This window comes from Mucilaginibacter sp. P4_G9 (assembly GCF_056400985.1).
Genome location: NZ_JBFUKF010000153.1, coordinates 1 through 12,167, shown reverse-complemented (window position 1 = coordinate 12,167; position 12,167 = coordinate 1). Strand labels below are relative to the sequence as shown.

Genomic DNA, 12,167 nt, shown 5'->3' with positions numbered 1-12,167 from the left:
CAATTACCATACGCGTTGATCGCATTTATGTTTTCATCGCTTATTTATATCGTAATGGGCTATACCATTGCTTAGTCTTTTAAGATTATGATAACAGAAAAACCTGCATATTATAAGTTGATGCCTAACGGCCTGGTTGTTCAAAACACAAGGACCGAGCATGTAGAACAACTGGAGGAGCTTCAAAAAATCATATTCCCCACGCTATCAAGTGAGGAGCATATCAGGGCGGTACATTATTTACGGCACCTGGAAGTCTTTCCCGAGGGGCAGTTTGTAATAACCGATAAGGACCATGTTATAGGCATGACCACCACCATGCGTACCAACTTTGATTTTGCCAACTATGAACATACGTTTGCAGAAACCATAGCAGGCGGCTGGCTTACCAACCATAACCCAAACGGCGACTGGCTTTACGGACTTGACATGGGTATATTGCCCGCCTACCGCGGCATGGGCCTGGCCAGGATCCTTTACAGGGCCAGGCATGAAATGGCCAAAACGCTGGGCTTAAAAGGACAACTAACCGTAGGTATGATGAGCGGTTATGGTGCAGTAAGCGACCAAATGAGCGGCGAAACCTACTACAAAGAACTGCTCAGCGGTAAGCGCAAAGATCCTACATTATCCAAACAAATGAAAATAGGTTTTGAACCCATAGCCCTGATGCCCGAACATGTAAACGACCCTGTATGTGGAAATTACGGGGTGTTGATAAAATTAGACATAAGTAAAGAGGTCTGAACTGCCAATAATCGGTGAAATCATAAGATAATGAAATATATACAGTTAAAAACCTCACTACCCGGTCCTAAAAGCCAGGAAATATTGGAGAGAAGAAAAAACGCGCTGCCCGCAGGCTTAGCAAAATCAACAGAAGTAGTTGTTGAACGCGCCTCTGGCGCTTTGGTTTGGGATGTGGACGGTAACCAATTGATTGACCTTGCCGGTGGTATAGGCATGATCAATGTAGGACATAGCGATCAAAAGGTGGTTGATGCGATAAAAAAACAGGTTGATAAATATATTCACACTTGCACACTGGTCACTACCATGGAGCCGTATGTTGAGTTGGCTGAACTGCTAAACGAGATTACACCCGGCGACTTTAAAAAGAAAACCCTGCTGGCCAATTCCGGGTCCGAAGCGGTTGAAAACGCTATCAACGTTGCCAAGTATTATACCAAACGTAATTCGATATTATGTTTTGAGGGCGCTTATCATGGCCGTACCCTGTTAACGCTTAGTTTAACCAGTAAATATTCCCTGTTTAAAAAAGGAATGGGGCCATTTGTATCCGATATATACCGTATCCCAGCCCCCAACCTTTATCGTAAGATACAAGGAATGAGCGACGATGAATACATCGGATACTTTATTAAACAATTGGATATTGCGTTTATATCGCAGGTAGACCCCGAATCATTAGCTGCCATTATTATTGAGCCGGTAATGGGTGAGGGAGGATTTATACCGATGCCCAAGGCCTATCTGCAAAAGATCCGCGAGGTGTGCGATCAATATGGCATCGTGATGATTGTTGATGAGATTCAATGCGGGGCCGGTCGTACAGGTAAATTCTTCGCTGTTGAGCATTTTGATATAGTGCCCGATGTAGTAGTAAGTGCCAAATCAATAGGTGCGGGCATGCCTATCAGCGCCACCACGGGCAGAGCCGAGATTATGGATGCCCCACATCCGGGCGGGGTTGGTGGTACTTATGGCGGTAGCCCGGTGGCTTGTGTTGCAGCTATTGAAGCTATCAAAATCATAAAAAGCGAAAGCTTTTTAACCCGTGTTAACGAGGTTGGCGAACTGATGCGCACCACCCTTGAAAGCTGGAAAGAAAAATACCGGATAATTGGAGATGTGCGCGGTTTAGGTGCTATGCGGCTGGTTGAGTTTGTTAAAGATCGCGACAGCAAAGACCCGGATATGGATGTTACATTAGAGATCATCAGAGATGCGGTAAGCCACGGATTGATCATGATCCGTGCGGGCATGTTCAGTAATTGCCTGCGGTTACTGCCGCCTATTGTAATAACTGATGAGCAATTAACCGAGGCGCTGAGCGTTTTGGAAGAAGCGATTCAAAGAGCAGACATCAAAAGAAAATAATGAGCATAAACGATAATGGATCAACAGGCTTTCTCCCTTTTCAAAATGGGGACGGCAGCTTGTTGATTCATAATGCCAATATTCTTTCTTTTCATAATGGCTTTGACAATAGTGCTTACGATGCTATTGTGGTTGAAGACAACCGCATTAAGGCCGTCGGACGGTTCGATGAATTGCAATCCTTCATTCAACCCGGAACACAGGTAATTGATGCGCTGGGTAAAACATTGATGCCGGGTTTAAATGACAGCCACATTCATTTGTGGAAAGTGGGCAACCTTAAAACCTTTATGTTGGATGTCCGTGGCGCCCAAAGTCTCGAGCATATGCTACAAATGTTGGATGATTACGCCCGCGAATACCCCAACGCCGCATGGATAACCGCCCGAGGGTTCAATGAAGCTGCCTGGCAGGGCGGACAGATCCCTACCATGGCCGATTTGGATAAAGTGATAAAAGACCGGCCGGTTTATGTGATCCGTACCTGCGCGCATATTGCTGTTTGCAATTCAAAAGCCCTGGAGGTTTGTAATATCACTTCGAACACGATAATACCCGATGGAGGTGTTATTTATATAGCCGATGATGGCAAACCCAACGGTATTTTCTCTGAAACAGCGCTGGGATTAATCACCAAAAACATCCCTCCTTACACAAAAGACGAGCTAAAGTTAATGGTACTTTCCGCACGGGAGGAGCTCTATAAATACGGCATTACAGCGGCAACAGACCCGGCGGTCGACCCACTCCTACTTGAGGCATATTACGAAATGTACCAACAGGATCAGTTAGGTTTCAGGCTAAATGCTATCCCTATACTTCTTCCTGATGGCGGTGATGCCCCCTATCCTGTTCCCGACTATTTCAGTTCGGGCAGTTTTAACGTGAATACGGTTAAATTCTTTTCTGATGGGGGTTTAAGCGGTAAAACAGCAGCGCTAAAAAGGCATTATAAAAACTCTTCCGATCAGGGGGTATTGCGGCTGAAACGTGATCAGTATAAATCATTATCAATACAAGCCTTACAAAAAGGATTGGCCATAGCTACACATGCCATTGGCGATGCTGCCATTGAATTTGTAATTGATGTTTATAAAAATCTTCATCATCAGTTCCCTGCTATGGTTAACAGAATTGAACACCTGGGTTTACCCGAAGAAAAACACTTACTGGATATGCAGCAATATAATATAGCTACCTCCATGCAAACCATTTTTATAAGCGAGTTGGGTAAAAACTTTATCAAATACCTTGATGATGATTATCTTAACCAATGCTATCCTGTAAAATCGGTTTTAAAACATGATATTTTACTGGCCTTATCATCAGACGCGCCGGTGGTAAAAGAGCTTAACCCCTTTAAAGGCATGCAGGCTGCAGTTACCCGCACAGATAACGAAGGTAACGTGATAGCCGCACATGAAGGCATTAGCATAGCATCGGCACTTAAAGCTTATACATATAGTGCTGCCGAGATCGGTAAAACTCTACAAATAGGATCATTAGAAAAGGGCAAACTGGCAGATTTTATTATCACTGATAAAAACCCATTAACAACGCCCCCACATGAACTAAGCATACTCAATGTTGAGCAAACGTTTGTTGATGGCAAATGCGTTTATAACAACTTTAAGTGATTATCTATTTTTTGAAACTCGGGACGTATTGTTTTATTACTTCTTTATTACTTGACAACGGTAACCTCAATTCCTTTTTCCTGTAATATTTTCAGCATACCGGCACTTATTCCGCTATCGGTAATTATATGCTGAACCTGGTCTAAAGGGCAAATTTTTCCTAAGCCACGTTTTCCAAATTTTGTACTATCTGCCAGTACAACCACCGTTTGCGCTGTATCAATCATTTTTTGATTTAACCTGGCCTCCATTAAATTAGTAGTTGTTAAGCCAATTTCGGGGTCTATTCCATCAACACCTAAAAAAAGCATGCTGCATGCCATATCCTGTAACATCGTTTCGGGGTATGCCCCTGTTACTGATGATGATGAGGTGCGCAGTTGCCCGCCCAATTGAACTACTTCAACATTAGGATGCTGCGATAACTCGAGCGCTACATTCAGGGCTGATGTGATTACCGTGAGATGTTTGCCCGGATTAATTGACCGTGCAAGGGCCAGCATAGTAGTACCTGAGGCAATAATAATAGAATCATTATGCCCTATTAATTCAGCTGCTGCTATCCCTATCTGCTGTTTTTCTGGTGCGTTTAGTTTTTCCTTTTCAGCTACAGGCCTGTCATTGGCATATGGATTGCTTTTTGTAGCACCGCCGTGCGTTCTGAATAATAATTTTTTATCCTCCAAAAGTTTCAAATCCTTCCGGATAGTAACTTCAGAAACATTTAATTCCTTACCCAACTCCTGTACGTTTACAAAGCCATCATCATCCAGTTTCTGTAGGATGATCTTATGCCTGTCGGTATTTTTATTCATAACAAACAAAATTAAGTAAAAAACCGATACCGACTAAACTGAAACAAAAAATAAGTTTCGATTTATTTCGTTTACATTTCATTATTGTACATTTACAATGTAAACGAAATACAAAATAACAAAATGAGTATTTTCAAAAGAGGTTCAATTTTGCAATCCATAAAAGATAAGGATAAGATTTGGGACATAATTATAATTGGTGGCGGTGCAACCGGCCTTGGCGCTGCGGTTGATGCAGCTTCAAGAGGCTTATCTACCTTACTATTTGAACAAGCCGACTTTGCCAAAGGAACATCAAGCCGGGCAACCAAACTGGTACATGGCGGTGTGCGCTACCTTGCCCAAGGCGATATAGGCTTAGTACGTGAGGCCCTGCATGAACGTGGCTTACTGCTAAAAAACGCCCCACACCTGGTAAAAAACGAAAGTTTTATCATCCCCAACTACAGTTGGTTCGATGGGATATTTTACACCATAGGTTTAACTATTTATGATCTGCTGGCAGGCAAACTGGGTTTTGGCAGGGCAAAGCATATCTCAAAAAAAGAAACCATAAACAGGCTGCCCGGAATTGAAGATAAGGGACTATATGGAGGCGTGGTGTACCATGATGGCCAGTTTGATGATTCAAGGCTGGCCGTCAACCTGGCGCAAACAGCTTTGGAGCAAGGCGCTACCGTTTTAAATTATTTCAAGGTTACCGGGCTGATAAAAGATAGCAACAATAAAATCATGGGCGTTAAGGCTACTGATGCAGAGACGGGCGTTACTTACCAACTAAAAGCCAAAACCCTTATCAATGCAACCGGAGTTTTTGTTGATGATGTGCTTAAAATGGATGTGCCCGATAAAAAGCCCCTGGTAAGGCCAAGCCAGGGTGTACACCTTGTTTTGGATAGATCGTTTATGCCCGGCGACGATGCGATCATGATCCCCAAGACCGAAGATGGCCGAGTCCTTTTTGTTGTTCCATGGCATAATAAGCTGTTGGTTGGCACTACTGATACTCCTATTGACAAACATAGCCTGGAGCCGGTAGCCCTTGAAGCCGAAATTGATTTTATTATGCGTACTGTTGCCAAATACCTAAAAAAAGCACCCACCCGTAAAGATGTTTTAAGTGTTTTTGCCGGGTTGAGGCCATTAGCTGCCCCACAGGACGATTCATCAAAAACAAAAGAGATATCGCGCAGTCATAAACTCATTGTTTCTAAATCAGGGCTGATCACTATAACCGGCGGTAAATGGACTACCTATCGTAAAATGGGCGAGGATACGATCGACAAAGCGATAGAAGTAGGTAAATTAAAAAACAAGGTTTGCCATACTGCGGGTTTGCCGATACATGGCAGCAGGCCAAACCCCGACAGGAGTAATCATTTGTACGTTTATGGCGCTGATATTGAAAAGGTATTAGCCCTGGCAAACGAGAATACCGACTGGAAAAAACGGGTTCACCCGGATGATGATTATACTAAGGGTGAGGTGATCTGGTCGATGCGGCACGAGATGGCGCGTACCGTTGAAGATATACTGGCCCGCCGTACCCGCGTATTATTTTTAAATGCCCGTTTAGCAATAGCCATGGCCCCCGAGGTAGCACGTCTTATGGCCGGGGAATTAAATAAAGATATTGAATGGCAGGCAGAACAGGTAAGCGCCTTTAATAAAGTGGCCAGAAACTATATATTAGCATAACCAATAAACCAATAATTATAAAAACCTGAATATGGAAGAGTACATCTTAGCCCTCGACCAAGGAACAACAAGTTCAAGGGCGATAATATTTGATCATGCGGGGCAAATCAAATCGCTTTCGCAAAAAGAATTTAAACAATATTTCCCTAAACCTGGCTGGGTTGAACATGATCCGAACGAAATCTGGTCGAGCCAGGCAGGTGTTGCAGCCGAAGCTACTGTTAAGGCTGGGCTTAATGGTAAAAACATTAAAGCTATAGGGATCACCAACCAGCGCGAAACCACTATTGTTTGGAACCGTGAAACCGGAGAAGCTATTTATAACGCCATAGTTTGGCAAGACAGGCGTACCGCGRCTTATTGCGATAAATTAAAGCAGGATGGGCATAGCGATATGATCCGCTCAAAAACCGGCCTGGTAATAGATGCCTATTTTTCGGGCTCCAAAATTAAATGGATCCTGGATAATGTAGAAGGCGCACGGGCACAGGCAGAAGCCGGCAAACTGGCTTTTGGTACTGTTGATAGCTGGTTGGTATGGAAATTTACCCGCGGTACGGTGCATGTAACCGATGTGACCAATGCAAGCCGTACCATGTTATTTAATATCCGTACCCAGCAATGGGATGACGAGTTACTGCAACTGCTTAATATACCCAAAAGCATGCTGCCCGAAGTGAAACAATCCAGCGAGATCTATGGCGAAACTACTACCACCATATTTGCCAGCAAAATCCCCATTGCCGGTATAGCAGGCGATCAGCATGCTGCGCTTTTTGGGCAGATGTGTATTGATAAGGCCATGGTTAAAAACACTTACGGAACAGGTTGCTTTATGCTAATGAACATTGGCAATGAATTTATTGAATCAAAAAACAACCTGCTAACCACCATTGCCTGGAAAATTAACGGCGAAATCCAATATGCTTTTGAAGGCAGTATATTTATTGGTGGAGCCGTAGTACAATGGCTCAGGGACGGACTTGGCATCATCAAAACTTCGGCTGATGTTGAACAATTGGCCATGGGCGTTAAGGATACAGGCGGCGTATTTTTTGTACCCGCCTTTGCCGGCTTAGGAGCCCCCTATTGGGATCCTGAAGCCCGGGGCACCATAGTTGGCCTAACACGGGGCACTACAGCCGGGCATTTAGCCCGGGCAGCGCTGGCATCTATTGCATATCAAACTATGGATGTATTGAATGCTATGGAAGCTGATGCAGGCATGCAAATAAAAGAACTACGTGTGGATGGCGGCGCCACCGCAAATGATTTGCTGATGCAGTTTCAGGCTGATGTTTTAAATTGTAAGGTTATAAGGCCAAGCATTGTAGAAACAACCGCTTTAGGTGCCGCATACCTTGCCGGTTTAGCGGTAGGTTTTTGGAAAGACATAGCCGAGATACAGCAGCTATGGCAATCTGAAAAGGAATTTATCCCCGGGGATAATCTGCAGGATATTAAAACGGATATTGAAGGCTGGAAAAGAGCGATCCATACTGCCCGGTGCTGGTCTGATAGTCAGCAACCTGTTCAGGTGATCTAAGCTGAATGCACAAAGTAAAAAGCTAAGTCCTTACATCAATTGTGATAGATTGACGTATTTGAAATTATTTAATGTAATAAAGTAATTATTCAAACCTATAAATTCCATTATCATGTCTCCATTTATTGCCGAGTTAATTGGCACCATGTTACTTATACTTTTAGGCGATGGCGTGGTAGCCAACGTAGTATTGAAAGACACCAAGGGAAATAACAGCGGCTGGATAGTAATCACTACTGCCTGGGGCCTGGCTGTGTTTGTAGGCGTTGTAGTGGCGGGCCCTTATAGCGGCGCGCACCTTAATCCTGCTGTTACAATAGCATTGGCAATAGCAGGTAAATTTCCGTGGGCCAGTGTTCCGCTCTACATCGCAGCGCAATTTTTAGGCGCTATGATAGGTTCATTCCTGGTATGGGCTATGTATTACGACCATTTTAAACGCACCAATGAACCCGCTTTAATATTGGCTGTTTTTTGCACCGGCCCGGCAGTACGCAACTATATATCAAACATTACAAGCGAAATTATCGGCGCTTTTGTACTATTGTTTACTATATTTTACATTTCGGGGGCCGAGATAACACCAACAAAAATGCCCGTTGGCCTTGGCTCCGTTGGCGCTATACCTGTGGCTCTTTTGGTTTGGGTAATAGGTTTATCGCTGGGCGGTACAACAGGTTATGCTATTAATCCCTGCCGCGACCTCGGGCCGCGTTTCATGCATATGATATTGCCTATCAAAAACAAAGGCACCAGCGACTGGACTTATGCGTGGATACCGGTTTTGGGGCCAATTGCAGGTGCAGCTATGGCCGCGGGTTTATATCTGCTCATTAAGTAAACCCTTCACCCAATTCAGACACTGGCCTCCTGTCATCATAAGGCGTGGTATAATAACATTATTGTTATTATACCACGTTTTTTTGTTCAAAAAGCAGTATTTAAACTACGTTTCTGTCCATTTAAAATGATACCGTTGCATACAAGCGCGAAGCAAATGACCAATGACCAGTGACTATTGACTACTGACTAATGTCCAAATCACTCGCTCCTTAAACTTTTCACCGGATTAGCCATGGCTGCTTTTATGGCCTGGAAACTTACGGTTAGCAGGGTTATTAAAATGATGGATGCACCTGCAATGACAAATACTCCGGGGCCGATATCAATGCGGTACACAAACCCTTGCAGCCACTTATTCATTCCCCACCAGGCCAGCGGAAAAGCGATAACTACAGCAATACATACCAGCCTCAGAAAATCCCTTGTAAGCATGAGCGTGATGCTGTTAACAGACGCGCCAATTACTTTACGTACACCTATTTCTTTTTGTCGTTTTTGTGCCGTAAATGCAACCAGTCCAAACAAGCCCAGGCATGAAATAAGTATAGCAAGGAAGGAGAAATATTTGGTTAAAGTTGAAACCCTTACCTCGGTTTCATATTGTTTTTGATATGCCTGATCCAAAAAACTATAAGTAAATGGAAAACCCGGATTATAGGATTCATAAAGGCGCTGTATTTGCGCAATGGTTTCTTTTTGCTGTGCTCCTTTAATCCTGATCATCATTTTATGATAAGGGCTGGCGCCCTGGGCAAGCAGTATGAATGAAGGCCTTACCGTTTCATGTAATGATTCGAAGTGAAAATCTTTTACTATCCCGATAACCTGGAAGTTATTAMCTAATATTTTAACATTTTTACCAACAGGATTTTGCAAATGCATAGCATTTACTGCAGTTTGATTTAATATAACCTTACTACCTTCGGCTCCGTAGTTTTTTGAAAAAACCCGGCCGGCAGCCATTTTCATAGCCATGGTTTCTATAAAATTAAACCCGCCAAAAAAGCCTTCAAAATAAATATCCCGGTTAGCCTCTTTACCATCCCAGCTAAGGCCGGCTGTGCCGTAATTACGCCCTACTATATTATGCTGCGTAAAACTGGCATTTACAACGCCGGGGATGTTCTTCAGTTCGGCAGCAAATGTTTCCTCATTGCCTGCAAGTTTTCCCTCCGAATCAAACCTGATCATGTTATCCTTATTATAACCTGGTGTAGTATTTTGAATAAACTCAATCTGTTTATAAACCACCAGCACCGCTACAATCAGCATAACCGAAAGCGTAAATTGAAAAACCACAAGTCCCTTACGTGCAACCAGTTCGCCGAAAGATGAACTGAGCTTGCCTTTCAGGATTGCTAAAGGATTAAACTTCGACAGGTACAAAGCCGGGTAACTCCCGGAAACCAGGCCCGTAAAAAGCGTGATGCCGATTAAGATCACGATAAGCCGGAAGTCGAAATTCAATTGGATTTCCTTCCCGGTTAACTGGTTAAACTGCGGCAGTAATAACCAGGCAATTATAATTGCAAGTATCATTGTAAATACTGCCATCAATAACGACTCTGACAGAAACTGGATGATCAGCTGGCTGCGTGCTGCGCCAACAACTTTCTTGATCCCCACCTCCTTCATCCGGCCCGATGCTTTAGCCGTTGAAAGATTCATGAAATTGATGCAGGCTATAAGGAGTATAAATATAGCTATAAGTGAAAACAGCCTTACATATTCCTCCCTGCCGCCTACCCTTGCCCCATGATTAAAAGTATTATGCAGGTAATTTTCTGAAAACCGCATGGCAAAAGCTGTTCTTGTGGTATCGCCGCTGTTTTTTGTTACCAGGTTGCTGATTTTTTTATTGAATGCTTCAATATTGGTACCTTTTTTCAGCATCACAAAATTGTGCGGACCACCATTATTCCAAGTTTTAACCCATCCCTGCACATCCGCCAGGTAATCAAACGATAATACAAAATCAAATTGCTGTGAAGAATGTGTGGGCAGTTTCTCAAATACACCCGAAACAGCAAAATCCTTATCGTGCTGAAATTTTATAGGCTTACCTATTGCATTATCTACGCTACCAAAAAGTTTTTTTGCAAGCTCATCAGAAATAACTATATCATTTTTAGCGGCAAGAACTTTCCCGCGTTCGCCCCGGATCATCTTAAATGAAAAAATATTAAAATAATCTTTGCCTGCATACTGCCCTGTAGCTTTAATATTTTTTTCGCCGACTGTAAGGGTAAATTTTTGCCACCAATCTGCAGGAGCAACTGCTGCGGCATATAAAACGTCCTCGGGAACCTGGACCTTTAAAACCTCGCTAACAAGCCCCGATGACTCGTCGGTAAGCTGCTGACTTCCGCTTTTCCGGTTTTCCATAACCTGGTAAACCTGGTTGTCGTGTTCAAAAAACTTATCATAGCTTAGCTCATCGTGCACCCATAAATAAATTAATAAAGTACAGGCTAACCCGGCCGAGAGGCCCAGCATATTAAGAAAAGTAAACTGTTTATCCTTCCTGAGGTTGCGCAAAGCGATCTTTAAGTAATTCTTTATCATGGCTTTAGGAGTAAGTAATTACAATATGTACTCATCAGGAGTAAAAACCATGCCTTATTTATAAATATTTGATTATTAATAAATTAAACCCATTTTCTTATTTCTTACTGTATCGAAAACGAACAACCTCCGTTCGTTTTTATTGTATAGTTTTTGCCGGATGACAGGACCAGGCCAATTGCCTATAAACACCTGATTTCTCCGGAGTCATTTCTATCAAACAAGTGCCTTGCCTTAAAATGTGTTTGCCTTTATTTTACCGACATAATACTTGCTTTTACCGACAATTTTTAATATTTTGCAGATAATTATTTCTTCCTGGTTATCGATTACTTATTTTTGAGTAACAATAAAATCAAACCTATGAACATTTTATCAGGAACAATCGCACAAAACGCCGATGATAGCCTMAACACAACAACTATTTTTGGTGGAATAAAAAGAACTGTGCTTTCAAAAGATTTTAAGGGCGGCAATGTCAGAAATGTATTTGGCGATACAGAGTTGGATTTTACCAATGCCGACMTTACCGGAACAGCTCTCCTTAATATTTCACAGGCATTTGGCCAGGTAACGATAGCTATACCAGCTAATTGGCGGATTGAGACAGACATTACGCACATCGCTTCGGAAATGGATGATGACAGAAGTTATTTAGCCCGGACAAGACAATCAGATAAAATACTGGTGCTTAAAGGACTCTCTGTTTTTGCCTCTGTTGATATTGTGCATAAACTGGATGAATAAGGTACTTGCTAAATAAGCCTCGTTATAAAACTACAACGCTATAAATTCAATAAAGGGCTATATCCCGACATGGGTTTTCTTTCCTAAAGATTAACCTGTACTTTCAGCTGTGGGAATATCCAAAATATCTCTTAAAACTTCCTCGTTCTGTAACAATTATTCTACCTGCAACCTGTTTAGCCCCAACCTCTCTGC

The 12,167-nt window shown here is 42.8% G+C and carries 9 protein-coding genes; 7 read left to right on the top strand and 2 right to left on the bottom strand.

Annotation, left to right across the window (positions count from 1 at the left end):
- Positions 1-87: 87 nt before the first annotated feature.
- The 3 genes from AC1DPZ_RS14325 to AC1DPZ_RS14315 are packed head-to-tail and all read left to right on the top strand — an operon-like array spanning position 88 to position 3,758.
- A complete protein-coding gene (locus tag AC1DPZ_RS14325) occupies positions 88-747 on the top strand; it encodes a GNAT family N-acetyltransferase (RefSeq protein ID WP_477404466.1) in 660 nt (219 codons plus the stop codon).
- Between the two features lie 30 nt (positions 748-777).
- Positions 778-2,121, top strand: coding sequence for an aspartate aminotransferase family protein (locus AC1DPZ_RS14320; RefSeq protein WP_477404464.1), 1,344 nt, complete (start codon positions 778-780; stop codon positions 2,119-2,121).
- Positions 2,121-3,758, top strand: coding sequence for an amidohydrolase (locus tag AC1DPZ_RS14315; RefSeq protein ID WP_477404462.1), 1,638 nt, complete (start codon positions 2,121-2,123; stop codon positions 3,756-3,758). Before AC1DPZ_RS14320 ends, AC1DPZ_RS14315 begins: the two co-directional genes overlap by 1 nt.
- Positions 3,759-3,805: 47 nt before the next feature.
- Here the strand turns inward: AC1DPZ_RS14315 and AC1DPZ_RS14310 are convergent, their stop codons facing one another.
- Positions 3,806-4,573, bottom strand: a complete 768-nt coding sequence (locus AC1DPZ_RS14310; RefSeq protein ID WP_477404460.1) for a DeoR/GlpR family DNA-binding transcription regulator — start codon at positions 4,571-4,573, stop codon at positions 3,806-3,808.
- Positions 4,574-4,696: 123 nt separating this feature from the next.
- Between AC1DPZ_RS14310 and AC1DPZ_RS14305 the strand changes: the two genes are divergently transcribed.
- The 3 genes from AC1DPZ_RS14305 to AC1DPZ_RS14295 all read left to right on the top strand — a co-directional run bounded on the left by AC1DPZ_RS14305 (position 4,697) and on the right by AC1DPZ_RS14295 (position 8,658).
- Positions 4,697-6,271 (top strand): glycerol-3-phosphate dehydrogenase/oxidase, encoded by a 1,575-nt coding sequence (locus tag AC1DPZ_RS14305; RefSeq protein ID WP_477404458.1) that lies wholly within the window; start codon positions 4,697-4,699, stop codon positions 6,269-6,271.
- Positions 6,272-6,302: 31 nt separating this feature from the next.
- Entirely contained in the window at positions 6,303-7,817 is a 1,515-nt protein-coding gene (glpK, locus tag AC1DPZ_RS14300) for a glycerol kinase GlpK (RefSeq protein ID WP_477404456.1), read from the top strand.
- Between the two features lie 112 nt (positions 7,818-7,929).
- Positions 7,930-8,658 carry an MIP/aquaporin family protein gene (locus AC1DPZ_RS14295; protein ID WP_477404454.1) on the top strand — a complete coding sequence of 243 codons (729 nt, stop codon included), beginning with the start codon at positions 7,930-7,932 and terminating at the stop codon, positions 8,656-8,658.
- 200 nt (positions 8,659-8,858) lie between these two features.
- Here AC1DPZ_RS14295 and AC1DPZ_RS14290 read toward each other — a convergent pair whose 3' ends face one another.
- Positions 8,859-11,225, bottom strand: a complete 2,367-nt coding sequence (locus tag AC1DPZ_RS14290) for an ABC transporter permease (protein WP_477404452.1) — start codon at positions 11,223-11,225, stop codon at positions 8,859-8,861.
- A 363-nt stretch (positions 11,226-11,588) separates the two neighbouring features.
- Between AC1DPZ_RS14290 and AC1DPZ_RS14285 the strand changes: the two genes are divergently transcribed.
- The gene (locus tag AC1DPZ_RS14285) at positions 11,589-11,972 is read left to right on the top strand and encodes a LiaF domain-containing protein (protein ID WP_477404450.1); all 384 of its coding nucleotides are present in this window, start codon (positions 11,589-11,591) and stop codon (positions 11,970-11,972) included.
- The last annotated feature ends 195 nt before the right edge of the window (positions 11,973-12,167 follow it).

What these genes read in the sequence shown, in the direction of transcription:
- AC1DPZ_RS14325 (WP_477404466.1), top strand. Translation starts at nt 88, where the DNA reads ATGATAACAGAAAAACCTGCATATTATAAGTTGATGCCTAACGGCCTG.
- AC1DPZ_RS14315 (WP_477404462.1), top strand. Translation starts at nt 2,121, where the DNA reads ATGAGCATAAACGATAATGGATCAACAGGCTTTCTCCCTTTTCAAAAT.
- AC1DPZ_RS14310 (WP_477404460.1), bottom strand. Translation starts at nt 4,573, where the DNA reads ATGAATAAAAATACCGACAGGCATAAGATCATCCTACAGAAACTGGAT.
- AC1DPZ_RS14305 (WP_477404458.1), top strand. Translation starts at nt 4,697, where the DNA reads ATGAGTATTTTCAAAAGAGGTTCAATTTTGCAATCCATAAAAGATAAG.
- AC1DPZ_RS14320 (WP_477404464.1), top strand. Translation starts at nt 778, where the DNA reads ATGAAATATATACAGTTAAAAACCTCACTACCCGGTCCTAAAAGCCAG.
- AC1DPZ_RS14295 (WP_477404454.1), top strand. Translation starts at nt 7,930, where the DNA reads ATGTCTCCATTTATTGCCGAGTTAATTGGCACCATGTTACTTATACTT.